This window comes from Arthrobacter sp. NPDC080031 (genome assembly GCF_040702485.1).
Taxonomy (GTDB): Bacteria; Actinomycetota; Actinomycetes; order Actinomycetales; family Micrococcaceae; genus Arthrobacter.
Map to the genome: position 1 here is coordinate 57,694 of NZ_JBFBLA010000022.1, position 21,510 is coordinate 79,203.

General features: G+C 65.1%; 23 protein-coding genes and 1 pseudogene. 7 read left to right on the forward strand and 17 right to left on the reverse strand.

All coding sequences use genetic code 11. The features are described 5' to 3' along the window. Nucleotides 1-216: 216 nt before the first annotated feature. Nucleotides 217-2,463 (forward strand): maltose alpha-D-glucosyltransferase, encoded by a 2,247-nt coding sequence (treS, locus tag AB0323_RS17715; protein WP_366178524.1) that lies wholly within the window; start codon nucleotides 217-219, stop codon nucleotides 2,461-2,463. 79 nt (nucleotides 2,464-2,542) lie between these two features. Here treS and AB0323_RS17720 read toward each other — a convergent pair whose 3' ends face one another. Continuing rightward, entirely contained in the window at nucleotides 2,543-3,661 is a 1,119-nt protein-coding gene (locus AB0323_RS17720; RefSeq protein WP_366178490.1) for an alanine racemase, read from the reverse strand. Between the two features lie 224 nt (nucleotides 3,662-3,885). On the opposite strand from AB0323_RS17720, the gene AB0323_RS17725 reads away from it, so the two are divergent. Both AB0323_RS17725 and AB0323_RS17730 read left to right on the forward strand, forming a co-directional pair. Beyond that, the gene (locus AB0323_RS17725) at nucleotides 3,886-4,191 is read left to right on the forward strand and encodes a hypothetical protein (protein ID WP_366178491.1); all 306 of its coding nucleotides are present in this window, start codon (nucleotides 3,886-3,888) and stop codon (nucleotides 4,189-4,191) included. A gap of 24 nt (nucleotides 4,192-4,215) precedes the next feature. Next, complete coding sequence (locus tag AB0323_RS17730; RefSeq protein WP_366178492.1) at nucleotides 4,216-4,677, forward strand: GyrI-like domain-containing protein; 462 nt, start codon at nucleotides 4,216-4,218, stop codon at nucleotides 4,675-4,677. Between the two features lie 118 nt (nucleotides 4,678-4,795). On the opposite strand, the gene AB0323_RS17735 is transcribed toward AB0323_RS17730, so the two are convergent. Both AB0323_RS17735 and AB0323_RS17740 read right to left on the reverse strand, forming a co-directional pair. Next, on the reverse strand, nucleotides 4,796-5,491 hold the full coding sequence (locus AB0323_RS17735) for a maleylpyruvate isomerase family mycothiol-dependent enzyme (protein WP_366178493.1): 696 nt from the start codon (nucleotides 5,489-5,491) through the stop codon (nucleotides 4,796-4,798). A 49-nt stretch (nucleotides 5,492-5,540) separates the two neighbouring features. Beyond that, nucleotides 5,541-6,956 (reverse strand): glycosyltransferase 87 family protein, encoded by a 1,416-nt coding sequence (locus AB0323_RS17740; RefSeq protein WP_366178494.1) that lies wholly within the window; start codon nucleotides 6,954-6,956, stop codon nucleotides 5,541-5,543. Between the two features lie 112 nt (nucleotides 6,957-7,068). On the opposite strand from AB0323_RS17740, the gene AB0323_RS17745 reads away from it, so the two are divergent. Both AB0323_RS17745 and AB0323_RS17750 read left to right on the forward strand, forming a co-directional pair. Next, entirely contained in the window at nucleotides 7,069-8,286 is a 1,218-nt protein-coding gene (locus AB0323_RS17745; RefSeq protein WP_366178495.1) for a molybdopterin-dependent oxidoreductase, read from the forward strand. Further along, a complete protein-coding gene (locus AB0323_RS17750) occupies nucleotides 8,286-8,798 on the forward strand; it encodes a hypothetical protein (RefSeq protein ID WP_366178496.1) in 513 nt (170 codons plus the stop codon). The genes AB0323_RS17745 and AB0323_RS17750 overlap by 1 nt, the downstream gene beginning before the upstream one ends. Here AB0323_RS17750 and AB0323_RS17755 read toward each other — a convergent pair. The 12 genes from AB0323_RS17755 to AB0323_RS17810 all read right to left on the reverse strand — a co-directional run bounded on the left by AB0323_RS17755 (nucleotide 8,759) and on the right by AB0323_RS17810 (nucleotide 18,511). Then, nucleotides 8,759-9,526, reverse strand: a complete 768-nt coding sequence (locus tag AB0323_RS17755; protein ID WP_366178497.1) for a class I SAM-dependent methyltransferase — start codon at nucleotides 9,524-9,526, stop codon at nucleotides 8,759-8,761. The genes AB0323_RS17750 and AB0323_RS17755 overlap by 40 nt on opposite strands. After that, a complete protein-coding gene (locus AB0323_RS17760; protein ID WP_366178498.1) occupies nucleotides 9,526-10,230 on the reverse strand; it encodes a DUF2064 domain-containing protein in 705 nt (234 codons plus the stop codon). The genes AB0323_RS17755 and AB0323_RS17760 overlap by 1 nt, the downstream gene beginning before the upstream one ends. Then, the gene (locus AB0323_RS17765) at nucleotides 10,227-11,051 is read right to left on the reverse strand and encodes a glycosyltransferase family 2 protein (RefSeq protein WP_366178499.1); all 825 of its coding nucleotides are present in this window, start codon (nucleotides 11,049-11,051) and stop codon (nucleotides 10,227-10,229) included. Before AB0323_RS17765 ends, AB0323_RS17760 begins: the two co-directional genes overlap by 4 nt. Nucleotides 11,052-11,138: 87 nt before the next feature. Then, nucleotides 11,139-12,203, reverse strand: coding sequence for an NAD-dependent epimerase/dehydratase family protein (locus tag AB0323_RS17770; protein WP_366178500.1), 1,065 nt, complete (start codon nucleotides 12,201-12,203; stop codon nucleotides 11,139-11,141). After that, nucleotides 12,200-13,150, reverse strand: a complete 951-nt coding sequence (locus AB0323_RS17775) for an MTAP family purine nucleoside phosphorylase (RefSeq protein WP_366178501.1) — start codon at nucleotides 13,148-13,150, stop codon at nucleotides 12,200-12,202. The genes AB0323_RS17770 and AB0323_RS17775 overlap by 4 nt, the downstream gene beginning before the upstream one ends. 92 nt (nucleotides 13,151-13,242) lie before the next feature. Then, a complete protein-coding gene (locus tag AB0323_RS17780; protein WP_366178502.1) occupies nucleotides 13,243-13,605 on the reverse strand; it encodes a DUF6510 family protein in 363 nt (120 codons plus the stop codon). Continuing rightward, a complete protein-coding gene (locus AB0323_RS17785; RefSeq protein ID WP_366178503.1) occupies nucleotides 13,602-14,339 on the reverse strand; it encodes an FAD-binding oxidoreductase in 738 nt (245 codons plus the stop codon). The genes AB0323_RS17780 and AB0323_RS17785 overlap by 4 nt, the downstream gene beginning before the upstream one ends. Nucleotides 14,340-14,349: 10 nt before the next feature. After that, nucleotides 14,350-14,943 (reverse strand): sulfite oxidase-like oxidoreductase, encoded by a 594-nt coding sequence (locus AB0323_RS17790; protein WP_366178525.1) that lies wholly within the window; start codon nucleotides 14,941-14,943, stop codon nucleotides 14,350-14,352. Nucleotides 14,944-15,108: 165 nt separating this feature from the next. After that, nucleotides 15,109-16,197, reverse strand: coding sequence for a DNA polymerase IV (locus AB0323_RS17795; protein WP_366178504.1), 1,089 nt, complete (start codon nucleotides 16,195-16,197; stop codon nucleotides 15,109-15,111). Then, nucleotides 16,194-16,820 (reverse strand): dihydrofolate reductase family protein, encoded by a 627-nt coding sequence (locus AB0323_RS17800; RefSeq protein WP_366178505.1) that lies wholly within the window; start codon nucleotides 16,818-16,820, stop codon nucleotides 16,194-16,196. The genes AB0323_RS17795 and AB0323_RS17800 overlap by 4 nt, the downstream gene beginning before the upstream one ends. A 187-nt stretch (nucleotides 16,821-17,007) precedes the next feature. Then, complete coding sequence (locus tag AB0323_RS17805; protein WP_366178506.1) at nucleotides 17,008-17,421, reverse strand: hypothetical protein; 414 nt, start codon at nucleotides 17,419-17,421, stop codon at nucleotides 17,008-17,010. A 109-nt stretch (nucleotides 17,422-17,530) separates the two neighbouring features. Continuing rightward, the gene (locus AB0323_RS17810) at nucleotides 17,531-18,511 is read right to left on the reverse strand and encodes a CapA family protein (RefSeq protein WP_366178507.1); all 981 of its coding nucleotides are present in this window, start codon (nucleotides 18,509-18,511) and stop codon (nucleotides 17,531-17,533) included. A 250-nt stretch (nucleotides 18,512-18,761) separates the two neighbouring features. On the opposite strand from AB0323_RS17810, the gene AB0323_RS17815 reads away from it, so the two are divergent. Beyond that, nucleotides 18,762-20,069, forward strand: coding sequence for a phosphoribosyltransferase (locus AB0323_RS17815; RefSeq protein ID WP_366178508.1), 1,308 nt, complete (start codon nucleotides 18,762-18,764; stop codon nucleotides 20,067-20,069). 47 nt (nucleotides 20,070-20,116) lie between these two features. Here the strand turns inward: AB0323_RS17815 and AB0323_RS17820 are convergent, their stop codons facing one another. Beyond that, complete coding sequence (locus AB0323_RS17820) at nucleotides 20,117-20,863, reverse strand: SDR family NAD(P)-dependent oxidoreductase (RefSeq protein WP_366178509.1); 747 nt, start codon at nucleotides 20,861-20,863, stop codon at nucleotides 20,117-20,119. 69 nt (nucleotides 20,864-20,932) lie between these two features. Between AB0323_RS17820 and AB0323_RS17825 the strand changes: the two are divergent. Then, nucleotides 20,933-21,112 (forward strand): annotated as a pseudogene (locus AB0323_RS17825) (deaminase); the annotation flags it as partial. A gap of 16 nt (nucleotides 21,113-21,128) precedes the next feature. Here AB0323_RS17825 and AB0323_RS17830 read toward each other — a convergent pair. After that, complete coding sequence (locus AB0323_RS17830; protein ID WP_366178510.1) at nucleotides 21,129-21,464, reverse strand: hypothetical protein; 336 nt, start codon at nucleotides 21,462-21,464, stop codon at nucleotides 21,129-21,131. Nucleotides 21,465-21,510 lie beyond the last annotated feature (46 nt).

The following is a 21,510-nucleotide window of genomic DNA, read 5'->3' on the forward strand; positions in this document are numbered from 1 at the left end:
TGCGGGTGCCGGACAGGTCCAGCAGTTCCTGCGCGCCAACTTGACTGCGCTCCTCACCGCCGTACGCGTAAGCGAGGCGGTGGAGCGCGAACCGCACGCGCTCCACCGTCCGGTTCGTCGAAGCGATGGTCTTATGCGGACACTTTCGCCTAGGCTAACGGCCACAGCAAAATCTGGAAGGGACGAGGACACCTGCAAATGAACACTCCGGAATCCATGAACCGCGAATCAGCGGAAGAACCGAGCGACGACCAGGCCGTGACTGCAGCCTTGTCTGAGATTACCTACGATGAGCAGTTCTATCCTGCTCGCCCCCGTCAGCTTCGTCCCAAGGCGCGCCGTCGCCAAACACTTGATGAAGGTCGACCGCCGTTTGACCCGGATGCGCGGAACGCCGTCTATGTTGAGTGGCTGCGAAACCAATCCATGCTCGGCGACGCAGACGCCATGTCAAGGCAGCTGTCAGGCCAGGCGAGCATGTGGCAAAAACCGTTTGCACATCCAAGTCCCCGCTCGGCCCTTGACAGGGCGTCGGTCTGGTTCACCGCGTATCCCTTGTCCCTTATCACGGCTCCCGGGCAGTCGTTCTTAGGTGCATTGGCGCAACCCGGTCTGTGGGATGCGTTCCAGGAAATCGGCATACAGGGTCTGCACACGGGTCCGGTGAAGCGCGCCGGAGGAATCACCGGCTGGGATTACACCGCCAGCGTGGACGGACACTTCGACAGAATCAGCATGGCCATCGATCCGTCGTTCGGAACCGAAGAAGAATTCCGGGCAATGTGTCAGGCCGCCACTGATCACGGCGCAACGATTGTGGACGATATCGTTCCCGGGCATACAGGCAAGGGCCCGGACTTTCGCCTGGCGGAAATGAACTACAAAGACTATCCAGGGATCTACCACATGATCCATATCCCGGAGTCTGACTGGCATCTGCTCCCGGATGTCCCCGAGGGCAAAGACTCTGTCAACATCAGCATCGAGGCCGAAAGGGCACTCCAGGAAGCTGGCTATATCATCGGCCAACTGCAGCGCGTGATCTTTTATGAACCCGACATCAAAGAGACGAACTGGAGCGCCACGCGGGCGGTATACGGAACAGACGGCACGATGCGCCGGTGGGTGTACCTGCACTATTTCAAAGCCGGACAGCCATCCATCAACTGGTTGGACCCGACTTTTGCAGGCATGCGGCTTGTGATCGGCGACGCGCTCCACTCACTGGTGGACCTTGGAACCGGCGCCTTAAGGCTGGATGCCAACGGATTCCTGGGCGTAGAGAAGAGCGCGGAGGAACTTCCCGGCTGGTCAGAGGGGCATCCGCTGTCCCAGGCCGCGAACCAGCTCATCGCGAGCATGGTGCGAAAGGTCGGGGGTTTCACTTTCCAGGAGCTCAACCTCACCATCGACGACATAAAGGAAACCTCCGTAAACGGACCCGATCTCTCTTACGACTTCGTGACCAGGCCGGCCTACCACCACGCCCTCGTTACTGGAAATACAGAGTTCCTCCGCCTAACCCTGCGGCTGGCGATGGAGGCCGGCGTCGATCAGGCCTCCCTGGTCCATGGGCTGCAGAACCACGACGAACTGACCTACGAACTCGTCCATTTCACTACCCGGCATAAGGATGAGACCTTCCACCTCTTCGGCCAGAACCTCACTGGCGCCGGCGTCGCTGAACGGATCCAGAATGATCTCCGGGACGGCCTCACGGGAGAAGCCGCTCCGTACAACCTGTTGTTCACCACGAACGGCATCGCCTGCACCACCGCGAGCGTCATCACGGCCGCACTGGGCATACGGGACCTCGAAACCATGACTGCCGAGCAGGTGGATCAGGTCCGCGACGTGCACCTGCTCTTATCGATGTACAACGCGCTCCAGCCTGGCGTTTTTGCTCTCTCAGGCTGGGATCTCTGCGGCGTTGTTTCCGTGGACGTCGACAAAGTGGCTCAACTAGTCTCTACGGGCGACACCAGATGGATCAACCGCGGTGCGCACGACCTGATGGGGGTCAACCCCGGGGCTGCCGGGTCGTCCTCCGGCCTGCCCAAGGGACGGAGTTTGTATGGCACGCTTCCGGAGCAGCTGAAGGACGAGACGTCTTTTGCTCGAAAATTGTCCGCCATCCTCGCCAAACGCGAAGAGCTCCAGCTTGCAAAAGGCGAACTCATCGACGTCCCGGACGTTTCGCACCCAGGGATGCTCGTCATGGTCCAGCGGCTTCCCTCGGAAGCCGTCGCGGTCACTGTCCTGAACTTCACCGGCGAAGACATCTCCGGAACGGTCAACTCGACACTTCTGACCCCCGGCTCCGACGTGACGGATGCATTCACGGCGGAGACTCTCAATTCAGTGGACGACCTGCACAGTTTCTACTTTGATGTTCCTGCCTTCGCGGGAAGTCTGCTTGTGCTTCGGGAACCCGCACCAAAAGGCGGGGAGGAAACGCCCTGAGGCTTCGACGGAGGCCTACACCCCGCAGTCAGCGGAAGCGCTCCCGACTCCGGGATGATTGGCCATTTTGGAGCACTGTTTAGAAGCTCGGCCGCCAGGTCTCGACGGCGTCATCGCTGACTGCGACGACCTCGCGCCAGCGGTCGAACAGCGAGCAAGGGTGGGAGACGCCCAGGTCCACGATGTCGCCGACCTGCAGGCCCTCGGCGTCGTCCACGATGGCGTGGTGGTCGAAGAGGCGGGTCAGCGTGGCGCCAGCACCGGCACGCAGGAGGGCCCCGTGACGGTACCGGGAAACGATCACCGGCAGGCCGGCGTCGTACGCCAACTCGCGCTTGCCCGCGTTCAGGACCACCCGCCCGGCTTCGGGGGCGGAGATGACCAGCGCCCGCACCGCCGCTGCGGCAGTCAGTCCGGGGACCGGGGAGACGCTCTGGTAGGTGCCGTGGTCGTGCACCACGTAGCAGCCTGAACGGAGCACATTGACGGAGGCGCTCCCGGGCAGGAACGCGGCCGCGCGGTCCTGGAATGCAGAGCCGCCGTTGCTGAAGACCGGCAGCTCCACCTCGAAAGCGGGGTGCAGTTGATCGAAAATGTCTCGGGCCAGGCGGCAGTGTGAATCGATCCCGGCCAGGTTTTCATCAGTACGGGTGTTCGGTGCCACGCCCTCGTAGGCGCTGACGCCGGCCAGCAGGAGGCCGCCGGCGGCACGGATTTCCGCGGCCAGCGGGCCAGCCTCGGCGTCGCTGCGGATCCCGGTTCGGCCGCCGGGGGTTCCGACGTCGATCAAGACGTTCAGGGGCCGGGGCGAGTCCTCGAATACCTCGGCCATGGCCCGGACGCCCGCCGCTGAATCGGCCAGGCAGTAAATCTCCGTTTCCGGCGAAGCCGCCAGCCAGGCACGCAGTTGCTCGAGGTGGCCGCGGAACAGCACCTCGTTCGCGATGAGGATCCGGGTGGCACCCCACTCGATGGCGTGGGCGGCCTGCGCGGTGGTCGCCACGGTCACGCCCCAGGAGCCGGGCAGCTGCCGGCGGACGATCTCGGCCGTCATGGTGGTCTTGATGTGCGGGGCCAGCACCATGCCGTGCTCCCGTGTCCAGGCCTCTTTGATCCCGATATTGTGCTCGACGGCGGCGACGTCCAGGAGCATCTGCGGCAAGGTCTGGAGCTGGAGGGCGGGGGCAAGGTGCGGCATGCGGTGGGGTTCTCTCGGGACTGTTCGGGAAGCTGGGTACCCGGAGATCCTATCCGGGTTCAGTAACTAGAGAACCCTGGACAGATCGCGGCGAATGACAAGTAGCGGCCACTCGGGCGGTTGTGAGGGGGAGTGAGTATGGTCTTTGACGTGTCAGACCGATCAAGCGCATCGTCGTGCGGCTGGCTGCCACGAGCTGAGTTCAGGCCATAGGAGGTCAAATCATGTCCGTCATCATTGCAACCAAGGTTTCCGGTGACACGAGCGTTTTCACCAAGTCGCTCGAGGAGCGCGCGGACGAATACCGCCAGTGGGGGGAGCGCGGCCGGGCTGCGGGCGCGATCCACCACCAGTTCGCGATCGGTGACGGGTTTGTCCTCGTGGTCGACGAATGGGAATCGGCAGAGGCATTCCAGAAATTCTTCGGTGATCCGGAGATCCAGGCGTTCATCGGCTCGGTCGGCGGCGATCCCGATGTGGCCCCTGAAGTCACTGTGGGGGAATCCGTCGACTCCGCGGACAAGTACTAGCTGAGGATCCGGGCCGGTCCGGGCATGTCGGTCCCCGTCAACCTACAGACTGTTCACCCGCGCATGCTGGCCGCCGTCCGCCGCGAGGTCGCGCCGGGCGAAGTCGGCTCGGCATGGGGGCCTGCGGTGGGCAAGGTCTGGGACTTTATTCGCGGTCAACCGGGTCTGTGGACCGACGGCCACAACATCTTCGTCTGCCACCACCCGGACCAACCCGATGCTCCCCTACTGTGCGACTTCGGAGTAGAAGTCACCCGCACCTTTGAAACGGCGGGCGAGGTCTACGCAACCGAAACCCCCGCGGGCCAGGCTGCCATAGCGGTCCACCGTGGGCCATACCACCGCATGGGCGAGGCATACAAGGCGATCGAGAAGTGGATGGCTGCGAATCATAGGGAATCTGCCGGTCACTCCTGGGAGATCTATGGAGACCCGACACCAGATCCGGCCGACACCGAAACGACGGTCGTGCACCTGCTGAAGTAGGGGCAACACTTCACCGGGACCACAGTTCGTCGAGCAGTCGTTGCACTTGGTCCGGCCGCTCGACGTGGCGGCAGCGGAGAAGCTGGCCGGCCGGGCGTCGTCGCCGAGGCAGGGGAATTCAGGGGGTGAGGGGGCCCTGCAGAACGCGGACCGCGAGGTCTTTGTCGCCTTCGATGATCGCTGTTTCCAAGAGACTGGACCGGCCCCAGAGACCCAGGTACATCCCCTGCGGCGGGGATGTAATCGAGGCCTGCGCGGCCCCTTCGCCGACCGTCCAGCTGGCGGCCCCGGGTACCCGGAAGGTCACTGCCCCTTCCGGTAGGGGCATCCGTCCCAGCCGAAGTTGGCGCGGGGCGAACATTGTCAGGATTTCGTCGATTCCGTCGAGCATGAAGTCTGCTGCGAAAGTAGGGATAGCCAACCCTGATGCCTGGCTCGCATCGATGAGGTGGACGGCGTGTTCATGTGCCTGGCGGCGACGCCAGAACCCGGCTGTGCGCGGGGGTGGGCCAAAGTTCCAGCACGGTTTTTCGGGATCCAGTGCCGCCATGGTCCCGAGAAAGGCGTCGGCGCCTTCGAGGAACCACGATACGGCGCCGTTGGCCGGTGGTGCCGGTTCCTCGACGAACTTCCCCGAAAGGACTATTTGGGCTGCCCAACGTTCGATTGACCCCAGATGCCCGAAGAGATCCATAAGCGTCCAGCCAGGACAGGCGGGCACGGGACGAGCCAGAATGTCCTCGGGCTGGCGTGCCAGGACGCTGAGGCGGTCCAGGCTGCTGGTCAGCTCAGTGAGATAGCGATCCGGTGACATGTGCCGAGCATAACGGGCCAGCCGGCCTCCCGGGACCACCATACGGGGGTCAGCGCCGGATCGACCACCTACTACCGCTCGCGTGCTGCCGCCGTCGCCTCACCACCGTGGCAGCCACCACGATCACGACGACGGCGCCCAGTCCCCATCGCGCCGCCGACTGGCCGTAGGGTTCGGCCCCGGTGAAATACATCAGGGCCAGCGCGGGAGCGATCGCGGTGAACTCGTAAAGACCGCTCAGCACCACGAATGGCAGGAGCAGCAGCGCGTACCAGGGGTAGCTCGGCGAGACGATCAGCAGCATTCCTCCGGCCATCAAGACCTGCCCGTCCCAGGGCCGGGCGCTGTCGGTGGTCCGCCACACGTAAATGGCCAGGCCGAGCAAAAGTACTAGTGCGGCCGGCGCTGCCCAGCTGGCCGGGAGCACCAGCTTCAACAGCGTGAAGCGCGGGCTGTCTTGCCCGTCGTATCCCTCCGAGCGCAGGTATTCGGGCAGATAGCCCAGTACGGCCCAACCGCTGGCGAGGACATAGGGCACGTACGCCACTGCAAATGTGGCAATGGCCGCGGCGACGAAGCGGACCGGCCGCCGGTACAGCAGGGCCGGGGCGCTGATGGCTGGAATCAGCTTGGTGGCCACCGCCGCGCCAAAGGCCACGCCGGAACCCAGCGTGCGCCCGCCCACCAGCAGCAGCGCTGCCGCCAAGGCCAAAGCGGTGCCCAGTGCATCCACGTGCGCACCGTTGATGGCTTCAAAGGCCACCAGCGGAGACCAAGCCCACCACACGGCGTGGTGTGCTGGCCTTCCGGTGCGGCGCAGGAAGGCCAACAGCGCCACCGTCACGGCCAGGCTGAGCAACAGCCCGGCCAGCTGGAACACGATGAACCCCACCTCGGAACCGGGGATAAGCCGCACGGCCAGGAAATACAGCTCTGCCACCGCCGGATAGACAGTAGGCACGGCGGGCCTGTTGATGGCCGTGCACAGGGTGCTGCCGCCGGGAATGTTGGTGGTGGTCTCCGTGCCCGTGGGGAAGGGATTACTGTGGCAGGTTCCATCCGGTCCAGCGTCCTGGAACAGCCAGGCCGGCCGCAGCGGCCGCAGCGTCTCGTCCGCCGGAACGTGGGCATAAGGGGAAATTCCGGCTTTCTGGACGATGCCGTCCCACGCATAGCGTGCGGAATCGTTGCTCGTGGCCGGCGGTGCGGCGATGGCCGCGGCTCCCAGCAGAAGGGAGCCCAGGAGCACGAGGGCGGCCGAAACACGGGCCGGGATCCGGCGCGCCACCAGTGCCGCCGGGACGAAGACGCTCCAGGCCGCCAGTGTGCCCAGGGGGGACGCCCACTCCGCTGACGGATCGGTAGTGACCGTCCACCAGACCACGACGGCGAGTAAAGCCACCAAGGCCAGCGCCACCACCGCAGCCGAAATGCCGGACGCGCGCCGGGTTGTCGGTTCGCTCACCCTTTGATCCTGCATCACTTGCACGCTGTCGGGGCATGAATCCACGGGACCGTTTGCCTTTCGTAAGGTCTGGACCGGGACGGAGGGCGGGTCTTGGTGGTCTGATCAAGGTATGGACAGATTGACCACTTTCCTCCAACAGCGGATGGAAGCGGTGAACGGACGGTTCTCCTCACCTTTGCGCAGCCGGCGGCTGACGGTAGTGCTGGGCCGTTGGCTAGGCCTTGCCTTCAGTGTGTGCTTCTTGACCGGGTTGTTCAGCCACCTTCTGCAGGATCCGCCAACTTGGATGCTCTTCCTTACCCGTCCCGTGTGGCTATACGTGGCTACGCAGGGCATCCATGTCACCACCGGGATTGCGTCCATCCCGCTCCTGGCGGCCAAGCTATGGTCCGTGTACCCAGAACTCCTGCGCTGGCCTCCGCTGAAATCCGTGGTGCATGCACTCGAACGGGCCTCGATTGCGCTCTTTGTAGCCGCTTCGCTGGTGGAAGTCACCATCGGATTGCTCAACACTTTCCAGTGGTACCCCTGGCCGTTTTCTTTCAGGGATGTCCACTATTGGCTGGCCTGGGTCATCATCGGATCATTGGCGCTTCACATCGCTATCAAGCTGCCGCTCATACGGGCGCATTGGAGCCGTCGATCGGACGCGGCCGCTATCGCCGCGGAGGCTGAAGGGGGAATCGGGGCCGGCAATGCGGTCCCGGCCGCCGTTAAGCCTGGACGCGGGCACAGCTGGAGCCGCAGAGGGTTCCTGGCGGCAATCACCGCCGGCACCGGCGTCGTCGTCTTAACGACGGCGGGCCAGTCCTTCGCTTGGCTGTCGGGCCTGAACCTCTTCGCGCCGCGCCGAATGGATACCGGCCCGCAGGGCGTACCCATCAACAGGACCGCAGCCCAGGCAGGTGTGGCTGACGCCGCGCTGGCTCCCGACTGGGTGCTGACCGTGTCTTCGGGATCGGTGCAGAAGACGTTCACGCTGGCACAACTGGCGGCCCTGCCGCAGTACAGTTACGGATTGCCCATCGCCTGCGTAGAAGGCTGGAGCCAAGGGGCCCAGTGGCGCGGTGTCCGAATCAGGGACCTCATGGCAACGGTGGGCGCCCCGGCGGATGCCGAGTTGCAGATTTCCAGCATGGAGAAGGGCGGCGTCTACGGGCGCTCCTTCATGCCGGCCGCATACAGCCAGGACGAGCAGACATTGCTGGCGCTCGAGCTCAACGGTGAACCCCTGGACCTGGACCACGGCTATCCGGCACGGATCATCGCACCCGGCCGCCCGGGGGTCCTCCAGACCAAATGGGTGCACAAAGTGGAGGTGATCTGATGCGCCTGCCCTTGGTGCGTCCGTCGGCGCCGGCGGGGCACAGGACCGTCTGGTGGGTGAGAGCGGCCCTGGGCGCCTTGGGCCTGGCGGCTCTCGGTTATGCGCTCTTCGGATTCCTGGCCAATGTGCCACCTGCCCAGCTGATCGGTGTGGCGGCCTGGCTTGCCGTGGCGTTGTTGGTGCACGACGGCGTGCTGGTTCCGTTGACGACGCTGGCCGGCGGCGGATTGTCGCGGCTGACGTATGGGCTGAGCCCTGTCCAGCAGGGAATTGTGCGCGGTGCCCTGCTTGTGGGGGCAGTGGTGACCTTGGTCGCAGCCCCACTGGTCCGTGCCCAGCAGGTGCTCCAGCCAAGGGGTCCGGACAGCGGCGCCAACGGCACCGTCCTCCAAGGGGACTATGCGCTGGTCCTTGGCGTTTTCTGGGTGGTCCTGGTGGTGGCCGCGGCTGCGGTTGTGGCCGCAGTCGGACTCTACGGCCGCCGTTCCAAGGTCAGAAAGACCCGGTCCTGAACCGTCCGGGTGACAGCGGTATCCAGCCCCGCCCGGGCCGCGTGTAGGGCGAGCGCTTTCGCGCCGGCGCGGGCCCAGGGAAAGGCGGCGCTGGCCCGTCCGTCGGAATCCTCCAGCACCGCCAGATAGGCCACATCGAGGAAATCCGGGCCTTCGGCCTCTGCCAGCACCTGACCGCCGGGCGCCAGCAGTGACGCAACGCGTTCCAGTAGCACCCGGATGTTTCCGCCTATGCCGATGTTGCCGTCCAGCAACAGGGCCGAACCCCAACCTTGCTCGTGCGGGACGGGGTCGAAGATGGAGCCTAGGATGGCGGCACCGCCGCGGTCGCTTGCCAGCCGCACGGCGGCCGGGCTTGAATCGACGCCGAGGGAGGCCAGTCCCAGTTCCCGGGCGGCCTGCAGCATCCGGCCCGGGCCGCAGCCCACATCGAGGACCGGCCCACGGAGGGTACGCAGCAGTTCGCGTTCGCTTGCCGTAGCCGGCGCGGACCAGCCGAGCACGTTGAAGTGGACGGGTCCGATGGTTTCGTGGCAGGCAGAGGCCGGATGCAGCGTCAGGCAGCCCAGGCCGAGGGGCAGGCTACGGGCATACGGTTCGTGGCCGCCCTGTCCGAATAGACCCTGTCCCAATAGAGCTTGTCCAAACGGGGCAAGCCTGCCGGTCTCCGCAGCAAGAGCGTCAGCGTCCCTCGCATCGGTACCCCTGGAGGCTGCCTGGATGCTCATTACGGGGCGGTCCTTCGGGTGGGCGCGGCCGCGGACAGCGCCTCAACCGGCGCACCCGCCGCTTGCAGCCCCGTGGCCAAGCGCTCGACTGCGCAGGCAAAGGGGGTTCCACTGCATCGTTGCGCAGCAGCCAGGGCGTCGGCAAAGTGGTCCACATCCGTCAAGACGGGCAACAGTCCCACGTCCAAGCCGCCGCGGGTCAGCCGGTCCAGTTGGTGCGCCCCGGTCTGCGGGGTGGACATTTCCACGCCGCGGAGCAAACCGCCGTCGGGCCGGTACAGGCCCAACGCCCAGAAGCCGCCGTCCGACGCCGGGCCGAGCCACGCGCGGCGAAGCGCCACCGCAGCGGGGGCTGCCCAGTCCGCCAGCAGCGGGGCCAACTGGTCACGGCATAGCTGGGGCGTGTCCATGCCAAGGATCAGCAGGGGTCCGGACGCGAGTGAACAGATGGCCGCCAGCCGTTCGTCAAGGCCGCCGGTGCTTTGGGCGAATACTTCAAAACCGGCAGCGTCCCCCTGCAGCGGCGTACCGTCAAACACCAGCAACCGCCTGGCTGCGGGGAGGGACCGCACTGTTTCCAGTGTCTGGCTCAGGCTGGTCTGGGCCAAGGCTGCGGCCTGTTCCGGGGTGAGCGGGGGAGTAAGCCGCGTTTTGACCATGCCTGGGCTGCACTCTTTGGCGATGACGGCGATGGTGAGGTTCACGGCGTCGCTCTTTCGGCGTCGGCCGCTGGCCGATCCGCCGAGCTGCCACCCTTCGTCTGCGGTGTCCGCCCCGAAGCGGCGGCCAATTGCGTTGCCATGTCTTTGAGGGCCGTGACGGTTCCGCGAAGTGTCCCAGTGACCTTGGACTTCCCCACGCGGGGCGCATAGTCGACCGGGATCTCGACTACACGCCAGCCGGCGCGGTGGGCCTTAAGGAACATCTCAAGCGGGTATCCGCTGCGTCGGTCCCTGAGGTCCAGTCCCAGGAGAGCGCTGCGCCGGGCAAGGCGAAGGGGGCCAAGATCCGTGACAGGGATACCCGTCAGCCGGCGCAATCGCCGGCTCAAGGCCATGTTGGCCAAGCGGGCGTGGATCGGCCAGGCACCGCGGGCAGGACGCCGGGCACCCAACACCAAATCGGCACGACCAGTGCGGACGAGCTCCAGCATCGTCGCCAGTTGGGAGGGATCCAGCGAACCATCGCAATCGCAAAAGGCCACAAACTCGGCCGTGGCCGCCAGCAGTCCGGCATGCGCCGCCGCGCCAAAGCCGCGCCTCGGTTCGTCGACGACGGCGGCCCCCAGTCTGGCGGCCAGAGCACCGGAACCGTCGGTTGACCCGTTGTCCACGACGATCGCGCGGTATCCGGGTGGCAACGCCCCGAGCACCTTGGGAAGGGCCGGACGTTCATTGAGGCACGGCAGCACCACGTCTACCAGCACCGCGGGCGGACCGCCGTCGTCGTCAACTGGCCCGCTCTGGACGCCGGCCATGCCGATTCCATCGTGTGAACCGTGGGTACCGCTTTGCTCTTTCTCCACCCTTTGACCGTAGAATCCACAGGCCCTGCGCGACAGGCGGAAATCCTTACGGAACCGGGACGTTTGCCCTCCGTCGGGCCCGGACGGCTAGCCTTGGTCTCCGCGCAACGGTGCGTTGGCGAACTCGTGCATGCCGTCCTCAAAACCATGCTTGGGGATCCAACCCAGCTCGGCCCGGGCCCTCGCCGAGCTGGCAGTGATATGTCGGACGTCGCCTAGCCGGAATTCGCCGGTGATCACAGGGTCAGCCGCCCCGCTGACAGAGCTCAGGACCGCGGCCATCTGCCCAATCGTGTGGACCTCCGTGGCCCCGATGTTATAGGCCCTCAGGCTGCCCGACGCGATCCGGCCCGCCACCAACGCGTCGATGGACAACAGATTCGCTTCCGCAACGTCCCTGACGTGGATGAAACTGCGCCTCTGCCCGCCATCCTCGAACACGCGCACAGCCTCCCCGCGCGCCAGCGCCGAGCGGAACAGGCTGGCTACGCCCGCGTACGGGGTGTCTTTGGGCATCCTGGGGCCGTAGACGTTGTGGTACCGGAGCGCGATCGCGGTTCCTCCGGTTGAGCGAGCCCACGCGGAAGCCAGGTTTTCCTGGGCCAGTTTGGAGGCAGCGTAGACGTTCCGCGGATCCATTGCCGCGTCTTCGCTGACAAGCGCCGGCAGCAGCAGCTCGCCGGTGGCAGGATCCCGGGGATCGAAGATTCCGCGCTCCAGATCCTCCACCCGGCGCGGGCCCGGGCGCACCGGCGCGCCGGCCGAGTTGGTGTAGGCGCCCTCACCGTAGACCACCATGGAGGAAGCCAGGACCAGCTTGTCGACGCCTGAGGCCGCCATGCCCGCCAGAAGCACAGCCGTCGCCAGATCGTTGTTGCGGACGTAGTCCGGCGCGTCGAAGAAGTCCACGCCAAGGCCTACTTTGGCGCTCTGGTGTACCACGACGTCGACTCCCGCGAGCGCCTCTGCCGCTGCAGCCGGGTCTCCGACGTTGCCCACCGGCACAGGCACGCCGGAGATTTCCCGCAGTCGAACCGGGTGCACTGCCGGATCCATCGAATCCAGGATCCGGACCTCCCAGTCGCGTGCCACGGCGGCATCGACGATATGGCTGCCTATGAAACCGGCACCGCCGGTGACCAATATCCTCACGGCCCTGTTCGTCCCCTACCGGGGCGGACAGGGCCCGCAGTGCCCATTACCGTGGACACCGCGGCAGCCGGCATGAGCGCCATCCGCCACATTCCGCCGTCGTTCGCCGGCCCAGCGCCGGCCAACCCCGCGGACACTGTCTGCACCGCGTCGGACAGAACCGCGAGGATCCGTGGCTGCGCGGCCGCCAGGCGGCCCAGAACCAGTTCCGCCGTCACGGGTTCGGAGCCATCGTGCCCTGTGTCGGCATCCGTAATGAATGCCAGCGCCGCGAACTGCATGTTCAATTCGGCGGCGAGCATCGGCTCCGGGTACTGGGTCATGCTGATCAGCTGCGCTCCGGACTGAACCAGGGCCGCGGACTCGGCTTTGGTGGAGAAGCGCGGACCGTTGATGACGGCCACGGTGGCCGCGCTGGCGAACTCTTCCCCCTGGCGCTCCAGGGCGGCAATGAGCGCAGCGCGCAACGGGGCGCTGTAGGGCTCGGCAGCGGGCAAGTGCTGCACCCCGGTGGGCAACGAGCCGTCGTAGAAGGTGTCCGCGCGGCCCCAGGTCTTGTCCAGGACTTGATCGGGTACGGCAAAAGTGCCGGTTCCGTGGCTGGAAACCAGTCCGCCCACAGCCGCGGAGGAGATAACCGCTTCTACGCCCAGGCTCTTGAGGGCCCAGAGATTGGCGCGGTAATTGATCTGCTGCGGGGCAACGCTGTGCCCGCGGCCGTGCCGGCTCAGGAATGCGACCACCGGGCCGCCGTCCCCGGCGCGGTCCCCGTCGCCGTCCGGGGCGGGCAGCCGGACGACCGTGACGGGACTTGAGGGCGCCCCGAACGGGGTCGGGATGTCCAGCGTGTCGAGCACGACGGCCCCGGGCAGCTTGTACAGGCCGGTTCCGCCAATGATTCCGATCCGGGCATGTGGTTCTGCGGACGGTCCCAGGAGCAATGACATGACCCCATCATCCCAACGTCAGCCCCCGCCGTCGCGGGTGGAATCCTTACGGATCCAGAACGCAGGCGCAGGGACCGACGGAGCGCGTTGCCTTAGCCCTCTCGGTCGATTTGCAGATAGCTGAGTCCGCTCACATCGAGCCAGTACCGGGTGGGCGTCTCCACGAGGCGCAGCAGCACACCATCGCAGGATGCGCAGCGCACAACGATTCCCGGGGCGTCAACGTACACCATCGTCTCCCCGAAGACGCGGACGGCGCCGCAATGCCTGCACCGTCCGATCGCGGCGACGATATCGAAGCGGAACAAGTCCCACAGGGGTCCGGCCACCGCGTTTCCGTCCAGATGGGGTATCGCATTGCCGGCGATTCCAGCGATGTCCTGATCCTCGATGTCCTGATCCTCCAGGTCCGGATCCTTAGCGCCCGGAGGTTCGGAGCCGTTCTTGCCACTCACCGGATTCCTCCTGTTCCGCCGAAGCGCTCGGTCTTGATCGAGGCGGTGGGGTATCCCGCCTGCACGAGCCATTCCGCGACCGTTTCCACAAAGACGGTCTGGCCACAGATGAAGGTGTCCAGGGCGGGGTCCTTCGGCAGGATGTTGGCCAGCAGCGTTTCCGCGGTGAGCCGTTGCGGAGCGGTCGGCCAACCCTTCGGTGCCTCGCGTGTGTAGACGTAGTCGATGATCAGCTTGTGGGATTCCCGGCTCAAGGTTTGGAGTTCTTCCCGATAGAACCCGGCATCCGGTGACTTGAGCGAATAGAGCAGCCGGAACTGCGACGGATTTTCCGATGCCTGGTGTGCGCGGATCATGGACATGAGCGGCACGATCCCGGATCCACCGGCAATCAGCTGAACGGGGTTGGTGTCCGTCGGTTTCCAGACGAACCAGCCACCCACCGGCCCACGGATCTCCAATTGGTCCCCGACCGCCAGTTCCCTGACCAAGTAAGGGGAGACCTCTCCGTTGGCCAATTCGTCGACAGTGATCTCCAGGGTTTCGTCCATGCCCGCCCTGGCCACGGAATATGAGCGCACGGCCGTGTATCCATCGTCGGCAGTGAGCCGGACGTCAATGTGCTGTCCGGCGAGGTTGCCGTTCAGGCCGTTCACCCGCAGCCCTATGGTTCTGGCGGTTTCCGTTTCCGGCATGCTGCTGACGACGTCGGCCACGCGCCACAGCGTGCTCATCCCACGCACCTCATGAGTAGCGTTCCTCCCGCCACGGGTCGCCGTGGAGGTGGTAACCGTTGGATTCCCAAAAGCCTGGATTGTCCTCCTGCGTCAGCTCGATGCCGTTGATCCACTTTGCGCTCTTCCAAAAGTACAAATGCGGCACGAGGAGTCGGGCAGGTCCGCCGTGGGCGCGTTCAAGCGGCTCGCCATCGAATTCCCAGGCCACCCATGCCCGGCCGCCAAGAAGGTCCGGGAGCGGCACGTTGGTGGTGTATCCGCCATAGGAGTGGGCCATGGTGAACCTGCAGTTTGTTTCCACGTTCTCAAAAAGAGTATCCAGGGACACTCCTCGCCACGTGGTGCCCAGCTTGGACCAGCTGGTCACGCAATGGATATCCGTATGGATGTCCATCTGGGGCAATGCCATGAATGCGTCCCAAGCCCACGCATGACGCTGCCCGGACTCAGTGGCGATGAAGAATTCCCACTCGCCAGTGGGGATCCGGGGGGCGGGGCCGGCCGTAAGTACCGGGAAGCTGCCGGTCTCGTATTGTCCCGGTGGCAACGCCGGATTGCCGCCCTGGCGTCTCCCATGAAATCCAGACGAGATGATGCCCACCATGTACCTCCGATGCGGAGACTCAAGCCGACTGTGCTCGGTTCCCCAACGATAGGGCAACGGCCGCGCAGGGTCCAGACGCAATGATCCCGCATATTGTCGGCGGGGGGACTACCGGCTCGAAATGGCCGGCGACATTACCCGCCCATATAGGGAACGACGGCGTCACCAACCGCCGCGCGTGGGCGTATGTCCCTTTCGGGCGTCGCCGGGCATTGCCATTTCGGCCCTCAGGCCCAGAAGCCGGATCGGACGTCCCGCCTCGATTCCGGCTGCGAGATCCAAGGCCCGTGCGAGGATTTCGTTCCGGTCGAATGTCTCCGGAATCTTCTTCCCTTGGGTCGTGGTCAAGAACGGCGCGTACCGGACTTTCAGGGTCAGCCCGACCACGGGCCGTCCTTCGGCCACAACATCCTCAAGGACATGCGCCGCCAGCTCCCGCACAGCGTCCTCCACTTGGGACGGATCGGTGAGGTCCTGCTGGAAGGTGGTCTCGCGGCTGTGCCCGCGGGCAACCCACGGGGTGTCGTCCACAACGCTGGCGCCGTCGCCTCGTCCAAGCTGCGCGTACCACGGACCCATCCTGGGGCCGAATTCCGGGACCAGGGCCTGGGGGTCGGACGCTGCCAGTTCAGCGACGGTGTTGATGCCGAGTTTGGCCAGACGGGCCGACACCCTGGTGCCAACGCCCCACAGCTCCCTGGTGGGCCGGCTGCCCATGACGTCGAGCCAATTCGCGCCGGTGAGCCGGAAGACGCCAGCGGGCTTACCGAATCCAGTGGCGACCTTCGCCCGGACCAGGGTGTCGCCGATGCCCACGCTGCAGTGCAGTTGCGTTCGTTCCAGGACGGCGGCCTGCACCTGCCGGGCGTAGGCTTCCGGATCCTCCGTCTCAATGCCCACAAAAGCTTCATCCCAGCCCAGTACCTGCACTGTGGCGCCAGGCTGCGCTCGCAGGGTATCCATCACCGTCTCGGACGCCGCGAGATAAGCCTCCTGATCGACGGGCAGGATCACAGCGTCGGGCACTTTCCGAGCCGCAATGCGCAAAGGCATTCCGGAACCCACGCCGAATGCCCGTGCTTCGTAGGATGCGGTCGACACCACGGCCCGTTCCGTGGGGTCGCCCCGACCCCCGACAATAATCGGCTTGCCCGCAAGCTCCGGCCGCCGGAGCACTTCGACCGCCGCGATGAACTGGTCGAGATCGACGTGCAGCACCCACCGGGCTCCACTCACGCCACCGGCTGTCATGTCTCCGCGCGCTTTGCCTCGATGTCCACGCCTGTCACCACATCGCCCGCGCGCTCGTAAACGAGCCAGATCGCGCCCTTCGGGAAGGCCCGAGGTGGCTGGGCCACGGCGAAGGCGGCTGGAACTGTACCGTCCCGGAAGATCCGCTTGCCCGTGCCGAAAGTCACCGGATACAGCCAGAGGTTGAGCCGGTCGACGAGGTCCTCGGCGAGGAGGGTCTGAAAGAGGTCGCCGCTGCCGATGACGTGGGTCTCGTCGTGGCGCTCGCGGATCTCGCGGACCCCGGATGCGACGTCGGCGAGCACTCTCGTCCCGGCCCAAGCGGGCTCGGCCAGTGTGCGTGAAGCGACATATTTCGGCACGGAGTTGAACCGGGCCGCGATTGGGTCGTCGGCCGGTGCGGTGGGCCAGAAACCAGCGAAGATGTCGTACGTCTTCCGCCCGAGGAGAATGGCGTCGAGGCGATCGATGCCGGCGCCGATTGCCTCGCCGGACTCCTTGTCGAAGTACGGTGCCTGCAAGCCGCCGAACTCGAAGCCGCCCTCGCGATCTTCGTCTGCCCGGCCGGGCGCCTGGTAGACCCCGTCAAGGGTACTGAACAAGTCGACCACGATGATTCCCATGGGGCGCTCCCTTGCATGAATGGCGAGCCGAAACCGCCTCCGCCTTGACGTCGAGGAGGATATCGCGGCATCGACATCCACACGCCCCATTTTTCGGCGCCCGCTGCTGGAAGGCAAGAGCCCCGTTCGAAAGCTACGAATTCAACGGATTGGCTTGTGCTTGGCCTTTCGAATGGGAGAACCCTGCTTAGTCCTGCTCATCGAACAGGCGCGTCAGGCATCCCACGTAGTTGGTCATCGTGTCCGCGAAAGTGAGAAGCCGGAGTCCGGCGTAGGCGCCCTCTGCCCTTTCACTTCCTGATTCCCCGGCGTGGCAGAGGAGCGGCTCGCAACTGGTTCCGTTCGCGGTGAGCGTTGCGATTCCCCAGGGATGGCCGGGGTCGGTGACTACGATGCCAACTGCGTCGAAGGTGTCGCGGAGGACGTATCGTGTGACCGTCCGCCAGGACTGGAGGAATTGTGGCTGCAGCTGTTCAATAAGTTCGTCGTCGTTGCTGTCGTAAGCGCGCCGTAGCTCCGTGGAAAGCTCGTCCCACTCACTGGCGTCGCGGACCATGAGGTGTCCGGCCCGCAGACGGGCAATGGTTTCGTTCAACGTCATGGTGTCCCCAAACTTCCTGTCGTGTCTGTTCCCGCTTACGAAGCAGGTCATCAACGGAGAGAACGGACGGGAACCCGGCATGATTCCCGCGCCAGCAGCAATTCCACGGTCATGAAACTACGTCAATCGGTATTTCCAAGACTCTGTCACCCTCGATCCACGTGCTCCGGGTGCCGAACTGCCTGCTCAGCCGTTGCATACGCCCGGCAATTTTCTCCGCGTTCCGGCTCGCCAGCCGGGTTTGTAGGTGGGCGATGCTCGTCGGATGCAGGCGCAACACATGAGGCACGTTTCCCTCTGTTTCCAGGAGGAAGACGAATGACTGATCGTTGCGTTCATCCGGGTCAACGGCGTAATCATCCACAAAGTCCCCTGCGCTGTAGACAATGGGCCGGTTCTTGTAAATCTCGATGCCGCGGAAAATGTGGGCTGAATGCCCGAACACGACGTCGGCCCCCGCGTCTATCAACGCACGGGCCAAACCGCGATGCGCGGGCGGGACCGTGGACCCCCAATTGGCGCCCCAGTGCGCCGAAACGACCAGCAGCTGGTTGCGGGCTTTCATCCGGCGGACCATGTCCAGCAATTCCTTCACCCGCCGGTCACCGCCGTCCACTGGGACATAGTGGATTCCCGGAGTTCGGTCGGTTGCCTCCCAGCCCGGTTCATTATCGGTGAAAGCAATAAAGCCGAGAGCAGTTGCTCCCACCCGCCGGACCACCGGCCGGCGGGCGGATTCAAGGTCCGTTCCTGCCCCGACGCGCAGGATCCCCCGCCCATCGAGCGCCTGCAGCATTTCCAATAGCGCATCGACACCGAAGTCGAGCACATGGTTGTTGGCCAGCGAGACCACGTCGATCGCCGCGGAGTGAAGGCTCTCCACGTTCTTGGCATCCGAGCGGAAGTGATAGATCTTGCCGGCTGCAGGCGACCCGTGGTCCGCGAGAACACATTCGAGGTTGGCGAATCGGATGTCGGCCTGCCCGAGGACCGGGAGGGTATCGCCCCAGGGATAGTCGGGAGCAGCGACCTTGAGCTGGTCGTTTACCAGCCGGCCGAGCATGACATCTCCCAGGAGGGCAATACGCATTCTCCACCTCCAGCGTGGCAGGTCTTTGCTATCAGCATGGGCCGCTTCGCCGTGCCGTGCCAGTCACCGACAGACGCGGTAACCGTCGTCGAACCCCAAGCAGTCCAGCTTCAACGGTTCTTCGTGGAAAGGCCTCGCATGCTCTGGATTCGTGGGGGATAGTTGGATCAGGAGGCCGCCCTGCGTGTGTTTATTGCTGCTTTCCAGTCTGGACGCGGAGTGCGGCAGCCTTGATGGGAACGCCGCGGCGATGGGGATTTTTCAGGATAGGGCTGATGCAGGGCGGCAGTTGGGGCTGCGGCTGATGTATCTGCGTGGCCAGGACACAGTCATCCTCGGGGTGCCGCGTGGCGGGGTTCCGGTGGCCTTTGAGGTTGCAGCGGCTCTCGACGCACCACTGGATGTGATCATTGTGCGCAAGCTGGGAGTCCCGTCCGAGCCCGAACTCGCGATGGGCGCCATCGGGGAGGATGGCACACACGTGTTCGAACGAAGCGTCCTCGCAGCTACAGGGGTCAAACAGGAAGAATTGCGGGCTGTTGAGAGTCGGGAACGGGCTACCCTTGAGGGCCGGGTGGGACGGTTTCGCGCTGGCCGGGCCCGCGTTGACCTGAAGGACCGCATCGCCGTCGTCGTCGATGACGGAATCGCTACGGGGTCAACCGCGAGGGTGGCATGCCGTATTGCTCGGAACTTGGGGGCAGCCAAAGTGATCCTGGCCGTTCCTGTCGCTTCGGCCGACGTCCTCGCCAGATTGACGGAGCCTGACGAGGTGGTGTGCCTTGCCACGCCTCCGCGGCTTACGGCTGTCGGGCACCACTACCGTGACTTCTCACCGACGGGCGACGACGAGGTGGCGTGGCTGCTCGCCGCTGCTGCCGAGCGCCTGCAAAATGCCTCTTCAACAGCGCGATCCGGTGGCCCCGATGAGGAAGTCCGGATACAGTCTGACGGGTTTTGGCTTCGAGGACACCTTCAGTTGCCCGGATCGACTGCCGGAGTGGTGGTATTTGCCCATGGCAGCGGCAGCGGCCGCCACAGCCCGCGAAATAGGTTCGTGGCTGCAACGCTTCGACGGGCAGGCCTGGGGACTTTGCTGCTCGACCTGCTCACCCCGGAGGAGGAGCTCAATCGTGCCAACGTTTTCGATATCGAACTGCTCGCGCGCAGGCTGATCGCGGCAACTGAATGGCTTGGCAGAAGGCCGGACACGGCTTCATGCAGCGTGGGATACTTCGGCGCGAGTACAGGTGCCGGCGCGGCGTTGTGGGCGGCGGCCGAGCTGGGTGGGAAGATCGGCGCGGTCGTCTCGCGGGGAGGACGCCCGGATCTGGCGGGTGCGAGGCTTGCCTTTGTCCGCGCTCCCACGCTCTTGATTGTCGGCAGCGCGGATCACCGGGTGCTCGAACTCAACCGCAGGGCCCAAGTCGTGATGGCCTGCCCCAACCGCCTGGAGCTTGTTCCGGGAGCCACCCACCTCTTCGAAGAACCCGGAACATTGGAGGCGGCGGCGATTCTCGCCATGAACTGGTTTGTTCAGTATCTGCCGCAAGGATAGGCGGAGTGGGAACTGATTCGTGGACCGCGATAGTGCTTTACCCTTGCTCAGACAGTTCCGGCGGGTAAGACGAAGCCTGTGTGTGCTTCGAGTTTGTCCATGAGCTCGCGCTGGAACTGGGCGCTTCGGGCTGCGGGATGCGGCTGACGCGACCTGCGGTGATACCAATATCCGCCGGAGCGCGGGCTGATCTCGCTCTCGTCGGCGGTGGCGAGCCATTCCTGGGTACGGTGGCCTTCTTCGAGGCTGTCGGGGGCGGCGCGGCCGCCCATCCGTGTCGGCACCCAGCCGGGGTCCACCGCATGCGCCAGGGAGTCAGTCCGGCTCTCCGCAAGAGCAAGAGCGAACGCTGTGACATAGAGTTTGGAGTCCTCATAGGGGCGGCTCCGGTTTCCGGGGCGGGAAAAATCGACGGCATCGAGGTCGGTCGAGCCTGACATGTGCATCGAACTGCTGAGGACGATCGACCGTCCCGGCGGCGTCATCAGCACAGTGAGCACGTACGGGCAGACGATATTGACGGCGAAAACTTCGGGGCCGTTGAGGACTCCGGCATTGTGGATGACGGCATCGAACCGCCCGATACGGTTCGCTTGCCGGGCGAGACCAACGATCTCATCCAGATCTGCGAGGTCAGCGTAGACGACGTCGCGCATGCGGCTGAGAAGACTTTTGTCGGTGACGCGGCTGGCGTCGCGGGCGTGCAGCACGACGTCGTGCCCGGCGTCTGCGAGGGCCGTCGCCGTCGCGAGCCCTAGACCGCCGGAAGCGCCGGTGACGAGGACAAGTGACATGTGGCGGCCACCTTCTTGTCTTGGGGAATCCGTTTCACCGTAGCCGATGCGCAGTGCCGGAGGAAAGGATACTCGGTGATCACGGGCAGCACCGGGCGGGAGCGGATCTACGACGGCTATCCGGACGTCTCGCTTGAGATGGTGGAGAGCAGGACCTTCGACGGTCGGCTCCAGCTGCTCGAGTATGTCCCCACAGTGCTCAGCGGTCCGCCGGGCAGCGCTCAAGCGCCCGGTGACCTCCGGAGGTGACGCCGCCGGTTCGTGCTCAGCTTCCCAAGTCGTCAACGACCGGTGGGTGCAGAGCGGCGTGCCTGGCCCGCGCCGCGGGCTCAACGGAGTCCACAGCATAGGGTTTGGTTGCCGAGCGCTGCAGCGGAAGGCGCAAGCGCACTTGATAAGCGCCGTTCCGGAACTTGGCACGGGGATCCATCTGGATCACCAGGAGTGGCTCCTGGCGGGACGCGTCCACCCGCAGCAGGATTCCGTGCCGGCGACCATCGACGAGCAGCGGGGTCGCTGGCTCGACAGCGGTCTGTTTGAGTAGTTCCTGGTATTTCGGACCCGCCGCCAGGAACAGGACACCATGGGAGAAGCCGACCACTCGCAAAGGGACTACCGTGTCAGGCCGCCGGGCGGCCCTGGGGTGT

Bases quoted from the DNA above. Each gene is read 5' to 3' on its own strand.
- AB0323_RS17775 (WP_366178501.1), bottom strand. From the start codon at position 13,150: ATGTCATTGCTCCTGGGACCGTCCGCAGAACCACATGCCCGGATCGGA.
- AB0323_RS17735 (WP_366178493.1), bottom strand. From the start codon at position 5,491: ATGTCACCGGATCGCTATCTCACTGAGCTGACCAGCAGCCTGGACCGC.
- AB0323_RS17820 (WP_366178509.1), bottom strand. From the start codon at position 20,863: ATGTCACTTGTCCTCGTCACCGGCGCTTCCGGCGGTCTAGGGCTCGCG.
- treS (WP_366178524.1), top strand. From the start codon at position 217: ATGAACCGCGAATCAGCGGAAGAACCGAGCGACGACCAGGCCGTGACT.
- AB0323_RS17800 (WP_366178505.1), bottom strand. From the start codon at position 16,820: ATGGGAATCATCGTGGTCGACTTGTTCAGTACCCTTGACGGGGTCTAC.
- AB0323_RS17730 (WP_366178492.1), top strand. From the start codon at position 4,216: ATGTCGGTCCCCGTCAACCTACAGACTGTTCACCCGCGCATGCTGGCC.
- AB0323_RS17795 (WP_366178504.1), bottom strand. From the start codon at position 16,197: ATGACAGCCGGTGGCGTGAGTGGAGCCCGGTGGGTGCTGCACGTCGAT.
- AB0323_RS17720 (WP_366178490.1), bottom strand. From the start codon at position 3,661: ATGCCGCACCTTGCCCCCGCCCTCCAGCTCCAGACCTTGCCGCAGATG.
- AB0323_RS17785 (WP_366178503.1), bottom strand. From the start codon at position 14,339: ATGAGCACGCTGTGGCGCGTGGCCGACGTCGTCAGCAGCATGCCGGAA.
- AB0323_RS17755 (WP_366178497.1), bottom strand. From the start codon at position 9,526: ATGAGCATCCAGGCAGCCTCCAGGGGTACCGATGCGAGGGACGCTGAC.
- AB0323_RS17745 (WP_366178495.1), top strand. From the start codon at position 7,069: ATGGACAGATTGACCACTTTCCTCCAACAGCGGATGGAAGCGGTGAAC.
- AB0323_RS17805 (WP_366178506.1), bottom strand. From the start codon at position 17,421: ATGACGTTGAACGAAACCATTGCCCGTCTGCGGGCCGGACACCTCATG.
- AB0323_RS17750 (WP_366178496.1), top strand. From the start codon at position 8,286: ATGCGCCTGCCCTTGGTGCGTCCGTCGGCGCCGGCGGGGCACAGGACC.
- AB0323_RS17725 (WP_366178491.1), top strand. From the start codon at position 3,886: ATGTCCGTCATCATTGCAACCAAGGTTTCCGGTGACACGAGCGTTTTC.
- AB0323_RS17815 (WP_366178508.1), top strand. From the start codon at position 18,762: ATGGGGATTTTTCAGGATAGGGCTGATGCAGGGCGGCAGTTGGGGCTG.
- AB0323_RS17810 (WP_366178507.1), bottom strand. From the start codon at position 18,511: ATGCGTATTGCCCTCCTGGGAGATGTCATGCTCGGCCGGCTGGTAAAC.